A 17363-nucleotide genomic window follows, 5' to 3' on the forward strand; every position below is an offset into this window, starting at 1 on the left:
GCGCGGGCGGTGCGTATACCGTACGCGCTCCTGCGTATGTTATACGCAGATCGACGGCCGAAGGTGCTCGCGACCGCCCTTGCCGTCATCGTCGTGATCGTCCTGGCATATTCGCTGCCGCCGAACTTCACCGGTGGCACGCGCGTTCCCGTGATGTTCGCGAGTGTCGTGATGGTGACTGCGGTGGCGCAGATCTGGCCGGGGCTGCGCGCCCGTCGCCCGGCACTGCATCGTCGCGCGGGGCGCGTCTACGTATATGCGGCGATTCCGGCCGTGTCGTGTGCGATGGTGATCGGCGCCGCGACGCCGTTCGGTCCGTTCCTTGCCGTCAGCAATGTCCTTCTGGCCTCACTATGGTCATGGTTCACGATCAACGGCTATCTCGCGGGCCGTCGGCGGCGGTCGGTCGAGCATCGGCGCCACATGATCCGCGGTGCGACTCTTGCGCTGTCAATCGTCACCAACCGGATCTGGACGCCCGTACTCTTTGTGGCGCTGTACCCGTTGCGGGACAGCGTCTTTCGCGGTGACGACGAGCACTTCGTGTGGATGGTGGCGGGAGTGGGCGCATGGCTGGGTTGGACGATCCCACTCGGCGCAGTGCAGTGGTGGCTGAACCGGCGACACGCACTGGCGTCGTCGTCAATTTCTCAGCTAACCAACACATCGCCGGTGTAGTTTCGCAGACGACTGTCGAAGAAGCGGCGGTCCATTCACCGGGACGAGGCTGGCCATGGCGACGGAATTCAACGGCAAGATCGAGTTGGACATTCGCGATTCCGAGCCGGACTGGGGCCCGTACGCCGCACCGACGGCGCCCGAAGGCGCACCCAATGTCTTGTATCTGGTGTGGGACGACACCGGCATCGCGACGTGGGACTGCTTCGGCGGATTGGTCGAAATGCCGACGATGAGCCGCATAGCGGAGCGCGGTGTGCGGCTGACGCAGTTCCACACCACCGCGCTGTGTTCACCGACTCGGGCATCACTGCTCACCGGGCGCAACGCCACCACTGTCGGAATGGCCACCATCGAGGAGTTCACCGACGGCTTCCCGGGCTGCAACGGGCGCATCCCGAACGACACCGCATTGTTGTCGGAGGTGCTGGCCGAGAACGGCTACAACACCTACTGCATCGGCAAATGGCACCTGACGCCGTTGGAGGAATCCAATCTGGCTTCCACTAAACGACATTGGCCGCTGTCACGAGGTTTCGAACGGTTCTACGGCTTCATGGGCGGTGAGACCGACCAGTGGTATCCCGAGCTCGTCTACGACAATCATCCGGTCGCCCCGCCCGGGTTGCCGGAGGAGGGCTACCACCTGTCAAAAGACATCGCGGACAAGACAATCGAGTTCATCCGCGATGCAAAGGTGATCGCTCCCGACAAACCTTGGTTCTCTTATGTCTGCCCAGGCGCCGGACACGCTCCGCACCACGTCTTCAAGGAGTGGGCCGACCGCTACGCCGGGAAGTTCGACATGGGGTACGAGCGTTACCGCGAGATCGTGCTCGAGAACCAGAAGAGGCTCGGCATCGTCCCGCCGGAGACCGAACTGTCCCCGATCAATCCGTATCTGGACGTCAAGGGTCCAAACGGCGAGGCGTGGCCACCGCAGGACACCGTTCGGCCGTGGGAAACGCTCTCCGACGATGAGAAGCGACTGTTCAGCCGGATGGCCGAGGTGTTCGCCGGCTTCCTTAGCTACACCGACGACCAAATCGGCCGCGTCCTGGACTATTTGGAAGAGTCGGGCCAACTCGACAACACGATCATCGTCGTGATCTCCGACAACGGCGCCAGCGGCGAGGGCGGCCCGAACGGCTCGGTGAACGAAGTGAAGTTCTTCAACGGCTACATCGACACCGTTGAAGACGGCATGCGCTTCATCGACAATCTAGGCGGGCCGGAGACCTACAACCACTACCCGATCGGTTGGGCGATGGCGTTCAATACGCCATACAAGCTTTTCAAGCGTTATGCCTCGCATGAAGGCGGTATCGCGGACACGGCAATCATCTCCTGGCCCAAGGGAATTGCCGCACATGGGGAGGTTCGCGACAACTACATCAATGTCTGCGACATCACCCCGACGGTATACGACCTGCTCGACATCACCCCGCCGGCCACTGTCAGAGGCATACCGCAGAAACCACTTGACGGTATGAGTTTTAAAGTGGCCCTTGGCAATCCGGATGCGCCGACGGGCAAGGAGACGCAGTTCTATGCCATGCTCGGCACCCGTGGTATCTGGCACAGAGGATGGTTCGCCAACGCCATCCACGCCGCATCGCCGGCCGGCTGGTCACACTTCGACAAGGATCGATGGGAGCTCTTCCACATCGAGGCCGATCGAAGCCAATGCCACGACCTGGCTGACGAGAATCCCGAGAAACTCGAGGAGCTCAAGGCGCTGTGGTTCCGCGAGGCCGACAAGTACAACGGGTTGCCCTTGGGCGACCTGAACGTACTCGAGACCATGACGCGGTGGCGGCCCTACCTGACAGGCACGCGTGAGTCGTACTTCTACTACCCAGGCACCGCGGAGGTTGGCATGGGTGCGGCGGCGGAGATCCAGGGCCGATCGTTCGTTGTGATCGCCGAAGTGACGATCGACACCACCGGCGCCGAGGGCGTGTTGTTCAAACACGGTGGTGCGCATGGCGGGCACGTCCTGTTCATCCAGGACGGGCGGCTGCATTACGTCTACAACTTCCTCGGCGAGGAGGAGCAGCAGATGTCGTCGTCGGAGGCTGTGCCGTTGGGCAGGCACACATTCGGTGTCGGGTTTGTCCGTACGGGCACCGTGGAGGGGAGTCATACACCGCTCGGCGACGCCGCGCTCTACATCGACGAGAACGAGGTGGCTGCCCGCCAGGCGATGAAGATCCATCCCGGGACGTTCGGACTGGCCGGTGCGACGCTGGCCGTCGGGAAAAACCCAGGTTCGCCCGTTTCGCGGGCCTACAAGGCGCCGTTCGCCTTCACAGGTGGCACCATCGCTCAAGTGAATGTTGACGTATCGGGCAAGCCCTTCGTGGATCTGGAACGCGAATTCGCGCGGGCCTTCGCGAAAGACTGATGAATCGGTTTGGTTGGACGGCAGTCGCGCTCGCTTTCTTGACGGCGGCGTGCGTGCGCACCAGCGACGGCGTGCCGGTCGCGGGTGAGGCTGGCACGAACGCGCCGTCATCGACTCGGTCGGCGACAACTACACCGACACAGCGACCCGGCGAGACTGTATTCGGCGTCGTCCCCACGACGCGGGCTCCGATACCGCCGAACACCGCCGTCTGCACACAGCCGATCAAACCCGCTGTGAGGATGACCGCCCAGATCGAAGATCCGCAGGCACCCCGGATCACCGTCGGCGTCCCGGACGGCTGGTCGATGACGTCGGGGGAGGGAGACGTCGGCGGGAAGCTGGCCGGGCCCGGTGGCATGGAGGCGACGATCACGATCGCGCTCACCCAGCTCGAGCCCGCGGCCGCGTTCACTCAATACGCGGACAAGCTGATGGAGGAGTCGGCCGTCAGCAGCGTCAGCGTGCTGCCCGGCGAACTGTGCGGATTCAGTGGCCAAAAGCTGATGGGGGCATGGTCGGATACGCCGCAGAACGCCGTCGAGTTCGAAGACCGCATAGTCCATGTCTGGACCAACAGCGGCAAGAATTATCTGGTCGCCGTCCACGTGCAGGCCCCGACTGGCACGCGCGACTTCGACGCCGCGGCGGCACTGATGACTCAGGATTTTGAAATCGTCCTACCCTGAACCCATGCTCACTGAGCTCGTCGAGCTGCCGGGCGGGTCGTTTCGGATGGGCTCGACGCAGTTCTATCCGGAAGAGGCGCCGGTGCACACCGCGACCGTGGCCGCTTTCGCCATCGATCGCCATCCGGTGACGAACGCCCAATTCGCCGAATTCGTGGCCGACACCGGCTACGTCACCGTCGCCGAGCAGGCGCTGGATCCGGCGCAGTTTCCCGGTGTGGCGCCGCAGGATCTGGTGCCGGGCGCGCTGGTGTTCCGACCGACCGGCGGCCCCGTCGACCTGCGCGACTGGCGGCAGTGGTGGCATTGGGCACCCGGCGCGAGCTGGCGTCGGCCTTTCGGCTTGGAGAGCGGAATCGACGACCGGCTGGAGCATCCTGTGGTGCAGGTGGCCTATCCCGACGCGGCGGCCTACGCCCGTTGGGCCGGGCGCCGGCTGCCGACCGAGGCCGAGTGGGAGTACGCGGCACGCGGCGGTGCGACGTCGGCGTATTCGTGGGGCGACGACGCCACGCCAGGCGGCCGGCTGATGGCCAACACGTGGCAGGGCCGCTTCCCGTACCGCAACGACGGCGCTCTCGGCTGGATCGGCACCTCCCCGGTCGGGACCTTCCCGCCCAACGAGGTCGGCCTGGTCGACATGATCGGCAATGTCTGGGAGTGGACGACCACGCAGTTTTCTGCGCACCACCGCCTCGACGGCCCGGTGCAGTCCTGCTGCGGCCCTTCCGGAGCCGCTCCGGCGGCGACATCAGACCTGACCGCTGATCCGGCCGTCATTCAGACACTCAAGGGCGGTTCACACCTGTGCGCCCCTGAGTACTGCCATCGCTACCGCCCGGCGGCCCGCTCACCGCAGTCGCAGGACAGCGCGACGACCCACATTGGCTTCCGCTGCGTCGCCGGCATGTTGTAACTGCGCGTTCCCATAGAGCTGCCGAGTGATCGACGCGTTGGCCAGGCCCACGATGCCGACCGCGATCAGCACTCCGGACGCGGCGATGGCCGACAGCATGGCGGGGTCGCGGGGAGCGGGCGCGTCGAAGGCGAGAATGCCCAACGCGAAACTGGCCAGGGGGTTGGTGACACTCATCGCGGCAACGGCAGGTGGAAGCGGACCGCTGGCAAAAGCGATCTGCACCAACATCATTCCGCTCACTGCGGTCACCGCCATCGCGTAGACGGGCCAGTCGAAGAGCGTGGCGATCACCCCGCCGTGGAAGAGGTCCTCGACTGTCAGCTTCAGGTACACAGCATTGAGCGCGTGGCACAGGCCCGCGGCCACACCGACGAGCAGGCTCGCCAGCCACGGGAACGTGTGCCTGCTCACCTGGCGCAGCATCACGACGAGCCCGACCACGGACGCCGTCGCGAGCAGCACGCGATGCCGGTGCGGCTCGGCGGTCAGAGGCGACGCGTCGGCGGTCAAGAGAAGGACCAGGCCGGCGCAGACGGCGAGCGCGGAGAGCCAGTCACGAACAGACGGCCACCGGCGTTGTTCACCCGCCGCCAGTGAGAGCACGAACAACAGCTGTGCGGCCATGAGTGGCTGGACCGCCGCCACCGACCCGACTTTGAGAGCGGCCGCCTGGGCGCCGACACCGCAGAGGTTCGTCAACCAGCCGATCAGCCACATCCTGCTTCGCAGCAGACGTCCCAGCAGCCGTCTGACTCCGGCCGCGTCTCGCAGCGATGCCGTGTCTGCGCCGACGACTGCGCGCGCGGCGCGTTGCTGCAGGAACGCCGACAACGCGAAGAGGAACGCGGCCGCCAGCGCCAGCGCCGCAACGGTGCTCATGCTGCCATCGTCACGTGGCGCGGTACGGCGAGATGAACGTGCGCAGAATGCAGGGTTTTAGGTTCGTGTCGGGCTAACCGAAGCGGACCACGAGCCGCCGATATGCCCCCGGCGCCAGCGCACGCATTGCCGGGGCGATCCGCAGCCAGCCGGGGATCCAGGTTTCCGCACGGTCTTTGACGACGGTGCGCACAACGGCCTCGGCGACGCCTGTGCGGCCCGCGATCGACGTGACAAAGCAGATGGCGCCGTTGCGGCGTTCGGCCATGCCCGGCAGCAGCGCGCGGGTCAGTTCGATCGGAGCCAGCAGGTCAACCTCGATGAGGCGGCGGATATCGTCCGCATCCATCTCCGTCAGCGGTCCGGACCAGCCGATGCCGGCGTTGTTGATGAGGACATCAACCTGCCCGAACACATTCAGCGCCTCAGCAGCGAGCCTCTCCCGACCCTCCGGAGTGACCAGCTCCGCCACGAGCATGGTGCCGTCCACGTCCGCCGCGACGGCGAGTGTGGGCTTGATGCACGTTTGACAGGCAAAATGCGTGTCGGCAACCCACGTTCGCGGGAACAGCGGCGATTTGGTTCCTCGCAGGTCCTCACCTAGAATCAAACGGTTGCCTTGGGCAGACCTCGGCCAATCCTTCGGATAGGTCCTGCGTGCCTTTCGGTGACAGCAAGACCGCGCATGTCAGGTCGGTATCTGCCATGCACACATTAACCAGGTCGAGGAGATCGAGTGATTCAGCAGGAATCGCGGCTGAAGGTCGCCGACAACACGGGCGCCAAGGAGATCTTGTGCATCCGCGTGCTCGGCGGCTCGTCGCGGCGCTACGCCGGCATCGGCGACATCATCGTGGCGACCGTCAAGGACGCCATCCCGGGCGGCAACGTCAAGCGCGGCGAAGTGGTCAAGGCCGTCGTCGTTCGCACCGTCAAGGAGCGCCGCCGCGCCGACGGCAGCTACATCAAGTTCGACGAGAACGCCGCCGTCATCATCAAGGCCGACAACGATCCGCGTGGTACCCGCATCTTCGGCCCGGTCGGCCGTGAGCTGCGCGAGAAGCGCTTCATGAAGATCGTCTCGCTTGCACCGGAGGTGTTGTAGATGAAGGTCCACAAGGGCGACACGGTGCTCGTGATCTCCGGTAAGGACAAGGGCGCCAAGGGCAAGGTGCTGCAGGCCTACCCGACTCGCAACAAGGTGCTCGTCGAGGGCGTCAACCGGATCAAGAAGCACACCGCGATCTCGCGCAACGAGCGCGGCGCGCAGTCCGGCGGCATCGTCACCCAAGAGGCGCCGATCTCCGTTTCGAATGTGATGGTCATCGACTCCGACGGCAAGCCCACCCGCGTCGGTTTCCGCGTCGATGACGAGACCGGCAAGAAGGTCCGCATCGCCAAGACCAACGGCAAGGACATCTGAGATGACTACTTCTGAGAAGGCGCGTCCGGCCGAGCCGGACCAAAGGCCATTGCCCCGCCTCAAGCAGCGCTACCGCGAGGAAATCCGCGACACGCTGCAAAAAGAGTTCAGCTACGCCAACGTCATGCAGATCCCCGGCGTGGTGAAGGTAGTCGTGAACATGGGCGTCGGTGACGCCGCCCGCGACGCGAAGCTCATCAATGGCGCGGTCAACGACCTGTCGCTGATCACCGGTCAGAAGCCTGAGATCCGCCGGGCCCGCAAGTCGATCGCGCAGTTCAAGCTGCGCGAGGGCATGCCGATCGGCGCGCGCGTGACGCTGCGCGGCGACCGGATGTGGGAGTTCCTGGACCGGCTGATCTCGATCGCGCTGCCGCGTATCCGTGACTTCCGCGGCCTGTCGCCCAAGCAGTTCGACGGCACCGGCAACTACACCTTTGGGCTGACCGAGCAGTCGGTGTTCCACGAGATCGACGTGGACAGCATCGACCGTCCCCGTGGCATGGACATCACCGTCGTCACCTCGGCGACGACCGACGACGAAGGGCGAGCGCTGTTGCGGGCTCTCGGCTTTCCGTTCAAGGAGAACTGAACAGATGGCAAAGAAGGCACTCGTCAACAAGGCGCAGCGCAAGCCCAAGTTCAAGGTGCGGGCGTACACCCGCTGCAGTAAGTGCGGCCGCCCGCACGCGGTCTACCGCAAGTTCGGGCTGTGCCGCATCTGCCTGCGCGAAATGGCGCACGCGGGCGAGCTTCCAGGCGTGCAGAAGTCCAGCTGGTAACAGCCCCAGGCAATTTCAGACCCATTCGAAATGTTGCGGTAGGCCCTGAAAGGGGAACCGCCGCGAGGAAGGTGAACCGGCTGTCATGACTATGACGGACCCGATCGCAGACTTCTTGACACGTCTGCGCAACGCCAACTCGGCGTATCACGACGAGGTGGCCCTGCCACACTCGAAGATCAAGGCCAACATCGCCGAGATCCTCAAGACGGAGGGCTACATCTCCGATTACCACACCGAGGACGCCCGCGTCGGCAAGTCGCTCGTGGTGCAACTGAAATACGGCCCAAGCCGTGAGCGCAGCATCGCCGGGCTGCGCAGGGTGTCCAAGCCCGGCCTGCGCGTGTATGCGAGATCCACCAACCTGCCGCGGGTTCTGGGTGGCCTCGGCGTGGCGATCATCTCCACGTCTTCGGGTCTGCTCACCGACCGTCAGGCAGCACGACAAGGCGTGGGCGGCGAAGTCCTCGCTTACGTGTGGTGAGGGAGAGCTAGATATGTCGCGTATTGGAAAGCAGCCGGTCGTCGTGCCAAGCGGCGTCGATGTGACGATCGACGGCCAGAACGTGTCGGTCAAGGGGCCGAAGGGCACCTTGGCGTTGGCGGTCGCCGAGCCGATCACCGTGTCGCGCAACGACGACGGCGCCATCGTGGTGACCCGGCCCGACGACGAGCGGCGCAACCGCTCGCTGCACGGGCTGTCGCGCACCTTGGTCGCCAACCTGGTCACCGGTGTGACCGAGGGTTACACCACCAAGATGGAGATCTTCGGCGTCGGTTACCGCGTGGTACTCAAGGGCAACAGCCTCGAGTTCGCGCTCGGTTACAGCCATCCCGTCGTTGTGCAGGCACCGGAGGGCGTCACCTTCGCGGTGGAGACGCCCACGAAGTTCTCGATTTCGGGTATCGACAAGCAGAAGGTCGGCCAGATCGCGGCGAACATCCGTCGCCTTCGCCGCCCAGACCCGTACAAGGGCAAGGGCGTTCGCTACGAGGGTGAGCAGATCCGTCGCAAGGTCGGAAAGACAGGTAAGTAGACATGGCTAGCAAGACTGAAGCCACGACGCGGAAGCCCGTGGGGCAGAACGTGTCCGAGGCCAGGCGGGTGTCGCGGTTGCGTCGGCACGCCCGGCTGCGCAAGAAGATCTCGGGTACCGGCGAGATGCCGCGCCTTGTGGTCAACCGTTCGTCGCGGCACATCCACGTGCAGCTGGTGGACGACCTCACCGGCACCACGGTGGCCGCCGCGTCCTCGATCGAGGCCGATGTGCGGGCCGTCGAGGGCGACAAGAAGGCCCACAGCGTGCGGGTCGGTCAGCTGATCGCCGAGCGCGCCAAGGCCGCCGGGATCGAGTCCGTGGTGTTCGACCGCGGTGGGTACACCTACGGCGGACGGATCGCGGCGCTGGCCGACGCCGCGCGCGAAGGCGGGCTGAAGTTCTAATGACTTACAACGGAAGGACTGCATGATGGCCGATCAGGCAACATCTGGTGCCGGGCCGGCGCAATCCGACGGCCGAGGTTCGCGCGGTGACCGCGAAGGCCGTGGCCGCCGCGACGACCGTGGTGGCCGTGGCGGCCGCGACGGCGGCGAGAAGAGCAACTATCTGGAACGTGTAGTCGCGATCAACCGCGTCTCCAAGGTCGTCAAGGGCGGTCGGCGGTTCAGCTTCACCGCGCTGGTCATCGTCGGCGACGGCAATGGAATGGTTGGCGTCGGCTACGGCAAGGCCAAGGAAGTTCCTGCCGCGATTGCCAAGGGTGTCGAGGAGGCGCGCAAGGGCTTCTTCCGCGTTCCGCTCATCGGCAGCACGATCACCCACCCGGTTCAGGGTGAGGCCGCCGCGGGTGTGGTGATGCTGCGTCCGGCCAGCCCCGGTACCGGCGTGATCGCCGGCGGCGCCGCGCGTGCCGTGCTGGAATGCGCTGGCGTGCATGACATTCTGGCCAAGTCGCTGGGCAGCGACAATGCGATCAACGTGGTGCATGCCACCGTCGCCGCGCTCAAGCTGCTGCAGCGCCCCGAAGAGGTGGCGGCCCGTCGCGGCCTGCCCATCGAGGATGTGGCACCGGCAGGCATGCTGCGTGCGCGTCGCGAGGCCGACGCACTTGCTGCGGCCTCGGCACGTGAAGGGTCGGGTAACCATGGCTGAGCTGAAGATCACCCAGGTGCGCAGCACCATCGGTGCGCGCTGGAAGGCGCGCGAGAGCCTGCGGACACTGGGGCTGCGGAAGATTCGTCAGTCCGTCGTCCGTGAGGACAACGCACAGACGCGCGGCCTGATCAAGGCCGTGCATCACCTCGTAAAAGTTGAAGCGGTGGAGTCCGTTAAATGACCATCAAACTTCATGACCTGAAGCCAGCGCCCGGCTCCAAGACCGCGAAGACCCGGGTCGGTCGCGGTGAGGGCTCCAAGGGCAAGACCGCCGGTCGCGGCACGAAGGGCACCAAAGCCCGCAAGAACGTTCCGGCGACGTTCGAGGGCGGCCAGATGCCGATCCACATGCGGCTGCCGAAGCTCAAGGGCTTCCGCAACCGGTTCCGCACCGAATATGAGGTCGTCAACGTCGGCGACATCAACAAGCTGTTCCCCAAGGGCGGCGACGTGGGTGTCGACGAGCTGGTGGCCGCCGGTGCGGTGCGTAAGAACTCGTTGGTGAAGGTGCTTGCCGACGGCAAGCTGACCGTGAAGGTCAACGTCACCGCTCACAAGTTCAGCAGCAGCGCGCGCGAAAAGATCACCGCCGCAGGCGGTTCCGCGACCGAGCTTTAATTCGCGAACATCAGGGCCCCACACGCTTTGAAGTGCTCCACTTCGGCGTAGCGGGGCCCTTTTGTTACTGCCCCCAGTTGAAGCAGCCGACGCCGGGCACGCAGCCACCGCCGCCCCATGGGCCGCCATGGCCGCACACACCTGCGGCGGTACAACCGCCGCCGCCGAGTGGGCCGCCGCTGCCGCACGTGCCATCGGCGGTACAGCCGCTGCCGCCGCTGGCGTCGCCGCTGCCGCAAATCCCGTCGTAACAGCCGTCACCGCCGGGACTCTGCGGCGCAAATTGCGTGATCGAAGAGCCCGTCGCCACGGCGAAGGACTCTGCTGCTGCGTACGGCGCTGCAAAGATCGCCGCCGCCGCCGCACCCGCCATGACCAGCGGGGCGACGAAATTCAGTTTCGCCATCATAGTTCCGGTTTTACCACCAAGATCGGGAACTTAAAACAGCTAATTTTTTAGCGAATTCTGTGAGTCAGCTGAGCAGCGGAATCACGTCAGCAGCAAGCCTTTCCATCTGCTCGCGATCCTCCGCGATGTTCTCGCCGACCGGGTTGAGCAGGATCATCTCAGCGCCGGCGTCGATGACTTCGCGGACACCGCGCACCACATCGTCGGGCGTGCCGGACACCGGCACCGCCTCGATGCCGGGCATGTCGCCGTAGATGCGGTGTAGGCCGGCGAGCACCCGCTCCCTTGCGCGCGCGGCATCGTCGTCGATCATCAGATACACCCGCTTGCCGATGGTGAAGCGCGCCGGGTCCTTGTCCTGCGTGTCGAGTTCGCGCCGCACCGTCTTCACCGCTTCGACGAAACTCGCGGTCGTTGACGATCCGGCGCCGAGAAAGGCGTCGCCGTGCCGCACTGCGCGGGCCAATGCTTTAGGTGCGTTGGCGCCGAACCAAATTGGCGGGTGAGGCCGCTGCACGGGCTTGGGCTGGATCGGCAGCCCGTCGACGTCTCGGAAGCGGCCATGGAACGTCACCTTCGGTTCGTCGGACCATGCCGCCTTCATCAGCTCCAATCCCTCGGTGAAGCTGCTGATGAACGTCGACCTTTCCACGCCGAACGCTTCGAACTTGCGAAAGCCTCCGCCTGGTGCGACGCCGACGTCCAGCCTCCCGTGGCTGAGCCGGTCGACGGCGGTGATGTTCGCGGCGAGCTGCAGCGGATCGTGCAGTGAGGTGATGAGCACCGCGACGCCGAGCCGCAGGCGGGTAGTGCAGGCCGCGGCATAGGCCAACAGGTCCAGCGGCGCGATGAGCGGCGCGGGTCCGATGACCTGCTCGAGCGTCCAGCCACCCTCGAAGCCGAGTTCCTCGGCGCGGGCCAGATAACTCTTGAAGCCCGTTTCGTCGAAGCCGTCGGTGTCGCGCTGGGGGATCGAGATCGAAAACCTCACCGGACCACCGTAAGCGTCTTCGAAGACGTGGTGTGTGAGCGGCAAGCGCACCCGTACCCCGGAGGTGCTGGTCTTCGAGCTCGACGGCGATGGCCGCATCGCGTGTGGAGATCTTCATCCAGACGCCGGGGGGCTAGCACGGTCGCGTCGGTACGCTCGAATCATGTTTGCCTTCCTGCCCGGCATCCCCGGCGCCGACGACCTCCGCAATCTGGCCCGGAGAGTGGACACCGCCCGGCACCACGGCGTTCCCAACGGGTGTGTGCTGGAGCTGGATCTACAGGTGGTGCCGCATGAGACCGGCGGTTTCGACCCGCTTGCGCTGATTTCGAGCGGCGGCCGGCCTCTGGTATTGCGCGAAGCCGTCGCCGCGATCCATCGCGCCGCCGAGGACCCACGGGTGGCCGGCCTTATTGCGCGCGTCCAGATCCCTGCGGCAGCTGCCGCTCCCGTGCAGGAGTTGCGTGACGCCATCACCGCGTTCAGCGATGTGAAGCCGTCGCTGGCATGGGCGGAGACGTACCCCGGCACACTGTCGTACTACCTCGCGTCGGCGTTTCGCGAAGTGTGGATGCAGCCATCCGGAACGGTCGGGCTGGTCGGCTTCGCTACCAACGCGCTGTTTCTGCGCGACGCCCTCGACAAGGCAGGCATCGAAGCGCAATTCATCGCCCGCGGCGAATACAAGTCCGCCGCAAATCTTTTCACCCAGGACCGCTACACCGATGCCCACCGCGAGGCCGACAGCCGGCTGATTGAAAGCCTGCATTCGCAGGTGTGGCAGGCCATCGCCGAGTCTCGCCATCTCGAGGCCGCCGAGGTCGACGCGCTGGCGGACAAGGCACCCCTATTGCGCGACGATGCTGTCACCGGGCGCTTGGTCGACCGCATCGGGTTCCGCGACGAGGCGTACTCCCGCATCGGTGAACTCGCTGGCGCACCGGGCATTTCACCCGAGACCGGCGATGCGGACTCCGAGGATGCGCCGCCGCGGCTGTTCCTGTCGCGGTACGCCCGCGCAAGTGCGCCCCGATCGACCCCGGCAGTGCCGTCGATCCCGGGACGCAAGACAAAGCCGACCATCGCCGTCGTCACCCTGCATGGCCCGATCGTCAGCGGCCGTGGAGGCCCGCAACTGTTGCCATTCGGCAATTCGAGCGCGGGTGGCGACACCATCGCCGCAGCGCTGCGTGAAGCCGCGGCGCACGACGACGTGTCGGCGATCGTGTTGCGCGTGGACAGCCCCGGCGGTTCGGTGACAGGTTCGGAAACCATTTGGCGCGAAGTGAATCGGGTGCGCGACGGCGGCAAGCCAGTCGTCGCCTCGATGGGCGCCGTCGCGGCATCGGGCGGCTATTACGTGTCGATGGGGGCAGATGCGATCGTTGCGAACGCCGGAACCATCACCGGCTCGATTGGCGTGGTGACGGGCAAGCTGGTGGCTCGCGAACTCAAGGACCGCCTCGGCGTCGGATCCGACTCGGTGCGCACCAACGCCAACGCCGACGCTTGGTCTATTAATCAGCCCTTCACCGACGAGCAGCGTGAGCATGTCGAGGCCGAGGCCGACCTGTTCTACACAGACTTCGTCGAACGCGTCGCTGCCGGCCGGAAGCTGTCCGTGGAAGCCGTCGATGCGATTGCGCGCGGCCGGGTGTGGACCGGTGCTGATGCGAAGGAGCGCGGCCTTGTCGACGAGCTCGGCGGTCTGCGCACTGCGATCAACCGCGCCAAGGTGCTGGCCGGGCTGGAGCCCGATGCCGACGTTCGTCTGGTCAGTTACCCGGGTTCGTCGCTGATGGATCTGCTGCGGCCCAAGCCGTCGTCGCAGCCCGGCGCGGCGTCGCTGCCGGAGGCATTCGGCGCGTTGGTGGGCCGTTCGGTGGCTGGCGTGATCAGCCAGGCCGAGCGGTCGTTGACCGGCGTCAACGCCCTCTGGCTCGGCGAATACCGCTTCTAAAGCCTGTCGAATAGGCCAGCCTGTTAGGCATGGCCTTTTCGGCGGCGGGCAAACGGGTGCTCGTCACGGGCGCCTCGTCCGGGCTGGGCGCCGCGTTGGCGCGGGCGCTGGCCGCTGAGGGCGCGGTCGTCGGGCTGATCGCGCGCAGGCGCGGCCGGCTCGCCGAGGTATTGGCCGATTGCCGGGCGACGTCGCCGGACTCGCGAATGTGGGTGGCCGACCTTGCCGACATCGCATCCGTCGGCACGCTGGCCTTGCAGGCGTGGGAGGACCTCGGCGGGATCGACGTGCTGATCAACAACGCGGCAATCCCGAAGCGACGGGCGGTGCCTGCGTTGGAGGCGTCCGAGGTCGAGGCCGTGATGCGGGTGAACTTCTTTGCGCCGATGCGGCTGACGCTGGCCGTGCTGCCGCGAATGCTGCAGCGCGACGCGGGAGTGATCGTCAACGTGTCCAGTGTCGGCGGACGGCTCGGGATCATCCACGAATCCGCCTATTGTGCAAGCAAGTTCGCACTGTGCGGGTGGAGCGAGTCGATGGCTGTCGACCTGTATGGCACGGGGATATCCGTGAAGCTGATCGAGCCCGGGCCGGTCGACACCGAGATCTGGAACCGGCCTGACAACGACGCTCCGATCTACGACGGCCCGAAGTTCAGTCCGGACGAGGTGGCTGCCGGCATCATCGCGGCACTCGGGGCCGACGGCTTTGAACACTACGTGCCGGACATGAAAGCAGTCGTCGACCTGAAGAACGCCGACATCGACACGTACATCGCCGGCGCGGCCGACATGGCCCGGCCATGAGGGCGCTGGTGTTCGGCGTGGCACCCGAGCCGTTCGAGGTACCTGATGACGCCAACACGCTCACCCGCAACCTGGCCAACTCGCCCGTCGGTCTGCGGGACGTGCCGGAACCTGTGCCGCTGCACGATGATTGGGTCATCACGCGGCCCCGACTGACCGGTATCTGCGGGTCGGACTCCAAGCAGATCCTGCTCGACTTCGGCGAGGGCGACACTGACAACGCGATGGCGGCTTTCTGCTCATTCCCCCAAGTGATGGGCCACGAAGTCGTCGCCGACGTAGTGGCAATGGGCCCTGCGGCACGCGGCCTCGAGATCGGACAGCGCGTCGTGCTCAACCCGTGGCTGTCGTGTGGACCGCGCGGCATCCAACCACCGTGTCCCGCATGCGAAGTCGGGGACTACAGCCTGTGCTGGAGCTTCACCGACGGGGATATCAAGCCTGGCATCCACACCGGGGTGTCGGCCGACGTCACCGGCGGCTACGCCGAGCTGATGCCGGCCCACGACTCGATGCTGTTCGCGGTGCCGGATTCGGTGTCCGACGAGGTCGCGGTGTTCGCCGATCCGTTCTCGGTGTCGCTGCACGCGATCACTCGGCGTCCGTGTTCTCAAGGCGCGCGGAACGTTGGTGAAGGCGGGCGTGCACGCGCCGGGGCGATGGGAGTGGAGCCCGCTGTACTTCAAGGAGATCAACTGGGTCGGTTCCAATGCGTTTGGCATCGAAGAGGTTTCGGGGGAGCGCAAGCACGCGATCGTGCATTACCTCGATCTTGGGGTGGACGGGCTGGTCGACCTGCGCCCGATGTTGACCCACACGTTCCGGCTCGCGCAGTGGCGCGAGGCGTTCCTTGCGATCGCCAATCAGCGGGAGTCCGGGGCGGTCAAGGTAGCCATCGACTTTCGCTAGCCCGAGCGATTGCGCCATTCCCGCGGCGAGCTGCCGTGGGTGCGGCGGAACAGCCTGCTGAAGTACCCCGGATCCGGCATCCCAACCCGGCGACCGATCTCCGCGACGGGCAGTTCGGTCTCGGACAGAAGGCTGCGCGCCTCCGCCATGCGGCGTTCGATGATCCACTCCTGCACTGTGCGCCCGGTGCGGCGGCGCACGACGGTCGTCAGATGCCCGGGCGTCATACCGAGTTCGCGTGCCACGTCGCGCAGGGACAGCGGCTCGCCGAGGTGATGGTCGATCACTGTGAACACCTCGGCGAGAAGGGGTTCGCCGCTGCGCCGCAGGTCGCCCACCACGTCGCTGGCCAGGCGTGCGACGTCGATGAGCAGCAAGGTCAGATGCGCCAGCGCCGCTTGGCGGTACCCCTCCCTCCTGTCAGCGAGTTCGGCTTCGATTGACTCGATCACGTTGTCCCACACAGACTGTCGCGCGGCGGGCAGCCTCAGCTGCAGCAGCCCGCTGGACTGCCCGTGCACGAACGGGAACAGCAGCGGGTGAGCCCGCCACGCAGGCCACGGTGACCTCCCGTCGCCATCGAGCGCGGCGGAATCGAAGAACACTCCGACTCCAATGTCCCGGTGGGGCACCTGTGCCGGGTCGACGGCAGCACCGGGCGCGACGACGTAGACCAGCCCAGCAGTGTGGGCGTACCACAGGACCGGGAAGTCGTGAATGTGCACGCGATGTTCGGGAACGCCGTTGGCTCTGATGATCGACACCGGGAGGTGTGTGGGAATCGGCCCGGTACTGATAAACAGGCAGGCCGTCGCGGTGTCGGACGAGTCGAGACGACAGAGCCATATGACCGAAGATAGTCCAACTTTTGCCGACGATCACCCAACACCTCTGTGTGGTAGCGGGTAACCATTGAACATATGACCGAACATCGTCCACATACGGCCACCAAACGCGATTACATCCCGGCCTTCGGAAAAGACGCACTGCTTCCGTTCTACGACCTGCTGACCCGCGTGCTGGGCATGGGGCGCAATTACGATGCACTCATCGCACAGGCCGAGCTCGCCGACAGCTTGCGCGTGTTGGAAATCGGTTGCGGCACGGGCAACGTCACCGTCCGCGCCAAGCGCGCTGCGCTCGGCGCGGATGTGGTCGGCACCGACCCGGACCCGCTGGCGCTGGCTCGCGCGCAGCGAAAAGCACGTGGATTGCCCGGGATTCGCTTCGAGCGCGCATATGCGCAAGAGCTGCCCTTCGTGGATGGCGAGTTCGATCGGGCGCTGTCATCGATGATGCTGCACCATTTGGACGAAGACGTGAAGACGGGCGCGCTGGCTGAGCTCCATCGCGTCCTGCGTCCCGGTGGCAGGCTGCACATCGTCGACATCGGTGGGCACACGACCGTCCACCACGGCTTGGCGGCGCGGTGGATGAAGGACAATCCCCACGCCGCCGGCAACCTCGGCGATGCGATTCCGCAGTTACTCCGAAAGGTGGGTTTCGAGTGCGAGGAGGTCGGAACTCGGCGGCATCGCCTGATCGGTCAGCTGACCTTCTATCGCGCCACACGCCCGGGCTGACTTACCACATCGCGTTAACGCGACTCGGCGAGCCTCTTAACCCGGTCATCTACCGCGCGCCCAGTCTTCTTGCTTGCGCTAACCGCCGCCCGGGCAGCTGCCTTGCGCACGGCCAGACTCCGCGCAACCGCGGTAGTCCCGCGGCTCGCAGTGC

21 protein-coding genes and 2 pseudogenes are annotated in these 17363 nt (G+C 65.7%); 18 read left to right on the plus strand and 5 right to left on the minus strand.

What is annotated here, in order from left to right:
- The first annotated feature begins 36 nt into the window (after positions 1-36).
- The 4 genes from VJV41_RS21455 (at position 37) to VJV41_RS21470 (ending at position 4690) form a co-directional block, all read left to right on the plus strand.
- Positions 37-678 carry a DUF2306 domain-containing protein gene (locus tag VJV41_RS21455; RefSeq protein WP_325337038.1) on the plus strand — a complete coding sequence of 214 codons (642 nt, stop codon included), beginning with the start codon at positions 37-39 and terminating at the stop codon, positions 676-678.
- 55 nt (positions 679-733) lie between these two features.
- Entirely contained in the window at positions 734-3085 is a 2352-nt protein-coding gene (locus VJV41_RS21460) for an arylsulfatase (protein WP_325337039.1), read from the plus strand.
- Between the two features lie 242 nt (positions 3086-3327).
- On the plus strand, positions 3328-3774 hold the full coding sequence (locus tag VJV41_RS21465; RefSeq protein ID WP_325337040.1) for a hypothetical protein: 447 nt from the start codon (positions 3328-3330) through the stop codon (positions 3772-3774).
- A gap of 4 nt (positions 3775-3778) precedes the next feature.
- The gene (locus tag VJV41_RS21470; RefSeq protein WP_325337041.1) at positions 3779-4690 is read left to right on the plus strand and encodes a formylglycine-generating enzyme family protein; all 912 of its coding nucleotides are present in this window, start codon (positions 3779-3781) and stop codon (positions 4688-4690) included.
- Here the strand turns inward: VJV41_RS21470 and VJV41_RS21475 are convergent.
- Entirely contained in the window at positions 4625-5572 is a 948-nt protein-coding gene (locus tag VJV41_RS21475; protein WP_325337042.1) for a DMT family transporter, read from the minus strand. The genes VJV41_RS21470 and VJV41_RS21475 overlap by 66 nt on opposite strands.
- A 73-nt stretch (positions 5573-5645) precedes the next feature.
- Complete coding sequence (locus tag VJV41_RS21480) at positions 5646-6182, minus strand: SDR family NAD(P)-dependent oxidoreductase (protein WP_325337043.1); 537 nt, start codon at positions 6180-6182, stop codon at positions 5646-5648.
- A 126-nt stretch (positions 6183-6308) separates the two neighbouring features.
- On the opposite strand from VJV41_RS21480, the gene rplN reads away from it, so the two are divergent.
- The 10 genes from rplN to rplO all read left to right on the plus strand — a co-directional run bounded on the left by rplN (position 6309) and on the right by rplO (position 10551).
- Positions 6309-6677: a 50S ribosomal protein L14 gene (gene rplN / locus VJV41_RS21485; RefSeq protein WP_015305035.1), complete on the plus strand. Its 369-nt coding sequence runs from the start codon at positions 6309-6311 to the stop codon at positions 6675-6677.
- A complete protein-coding gene (rplX, locus tag VJV41_RS21490) occupies positions 6678-6995 on the plus strand; it encodes a 50S ribosomal protein L24 (protein WP_325337044.1) in 318 nt (105 codons plus the stop codon).
- Between the two features lies 1 nt (position 6996).
- Positions 6997-7587: a 50S ribosomal protein L5 gene (rplE, locus tag VJV41_RS21495; protein ID WP_325337045.1), complete on the plus strand. Its 591-nt coding sequence runs from the start codon at positions 6997-6999 to the stop codon at positions 7585-7587.
- A gap of 4 nt (positions 7588-7591) precedes the next feature.
- A complete protein-coding gene (locus VJV41_RS21500; protein ID WP_003920619.1) occupies positions 7592-7777 on the plus strand; it encodes a type Z 30S ribosomal protein S14 in 186 nt (61 codons plus the stop codon).
- Between the two features lie 85 nt (positions 7778-7862).
- Positions 7863-8261, plus strand: a complete 399-nt coding sequence (rpsH, locus tag VJV41_RS21505; protein WP_325337046.1) for a 30S ribosomal protein S8 — start codon at positions 7863-7865, stop codon at positions 8259-8261.
- A 13-nt stretch (positions 8262-8274) separates the two neighbouring features.
- Complete coding sequence (gene rplF / locus VJV41_RS21510; RefSeq protein ID WP_325337047.1) at positions 8275-8814, plus strand: 50S ribosomal protein L6; 540 nt, start codon at positions 8275-8277, stop codon at positions 8812-8814.
- 38 nt (positions 8815-8852) lie between these two features.
- A complete protein-coding gene (gene rplR / locus VJV41_RS21515) occupies positions 8853-9221 on the plus strand; it encodes a 50S ribosomal protein L18 (protein ID WP_325337060.1) in 369 nt (122 codons plus the stop codon).
- A gap of 22 nt (positions 9222-9243) precedes the next feature.
- Positions 9244-9930 (plus strand): 30S ribosomal protein S5, encoded by a 687-nt coding sequence (rpsE, locus tag VJV41_RS21520; protein ID WP_414685019.1) that lies wholly within the window; start codon positions 9244-9246, stop codon positions 9928-9930.
- Positions 9923-10114, plus strand: coding sequence for a 50S ribosomal protein L30 (rpmD, locus tag VJV41_RS21525; protein WP_325337049.1), 192 nt, complete (start codon positions 9923-9925; stop codon positions 10112-10114). The genes rpsE and rpmD overlap by 8 nt, the downstream gene beginning before the upstream one ends.
- Positions 10111-10551 carry a 50S ribosomal protein L15 gene (gene rplO / locus VJV41_RS21530; RefSeq protein ID WP_325337050.1) on the plus strand — a complete coding sequence of 147 codons (441 nt, stop codon included), beginning with the start codon at positions 10111-10113 and terminating at the stop codon, positions 10549-10551. Before rpmD ends, rplO begins: the two co-directional genes overlap by 4 nt.
- A 64-nt stretch (positions 10552-10615) precedes the next feature.
- Here the strand turns inward: rplO and VJV41_RS21535 are convergent, their stop codons facing one another.
- On the minus strand, positions 10616-10960 hold the full coding sequence (locus VJV41_RS21535) for a PE-PGRS family protein (protein ID WP_325337051.1): 345 nt from the start codon (positions 10958-10960) through the stop codon (positions 10616-10618).
- A 64-nt stretch (positions 10961-11024) separates the two neighbouring features.
- Positions 11025-11951 (minus strand): LLM class flavin-dependent oxidoreductase, encoded by a 927-nt coding sequence (locus VJV41_RS21540; RefSeq protein WP_325337052.1) that lies wholly within the window; start codon positions 11949-11951, stop codon positions 11025-11027.
- Between the two features lie 163 nt (positions 11952-12114).
- Here VJV41_RS21540 and sppA point away from each other — a divergent pair, with 163 nt between their 5' ends.
- The 3 genes and pseudogenes from sppA to VJV41_RS21555 all read left to right on the plus strand — a co-directional run bounded on the left by sppA (position 12115) and on the right by VJV41_RS21555 (position 15626).
- A complete protein-coding gene (gene sppA / locus VJV41_RS21545) occupies positions 12115-13911 on the plus strand; it encodes a signal peptide peptidase SppA (protein WP_325337053.1) in 1797 nt (598 codons plus the stop codon).
- A gap of 29 nt (positions 13912-13940) precedes the next feature.
- A complete protein-coding gene (locus VJV41_RS21550) occupies positions 13941-14717 on the plus strand; it encodes an SDR family NAD(P)-dependent oxidoreductase (protein ID WP_325337054.1) in 777 nt (258 codons plus the stop codon).
- Positions 14714-15626: pseudogene (locus tag VJV41_RS21555) on the plus strand (alcohol dehydrogenase catalytic domain-containing protein). The gene VJV41_RS21550 and the pseudogene VJV41_RS21555 overlap by 4 nt, the downstream one beginning before the upstream one ends.
- Here the strand turns inward: VJV41_RS21555 and VJV41_RS21560 are convergent.
- Positions 15623-16472: pseudogene (locus VJV41_RS21560) on the minus strand (helix-turn-helix transcriptional regulator). The pseudogenes VJV41_RS21555 and VJV41_RS21560 sit on opposite strands and share 4 nt — an antisense overlap.
- Positions 16473-16546: 74 nt before the next feature.
- On the opposite strand from VJV41_RS21560, the gene VJV41_RS21565 reads away from it, so the two are divergent.
- Positions 16547-17209, plus strand: a complete 663-nt coding sequence (locus VJV41_RS21565; protein ID WP_325337055.1) for a class I SAM-dependent methyltransferase — start codon at positions 16547-16549, stop codon at positions 17207-17209.
- The last annotated feature ends 154 nt before the right edge of the window (positions 17210-17363 follow it).

The organism is Mycobacterium sp., assembly GCF_035274705.1.
Classification (GTDB): Bacteria; Actinomycetota; Actinomycetes; order Mycobacteriales; family Mycobacteriaceae; genus Mycobacterium.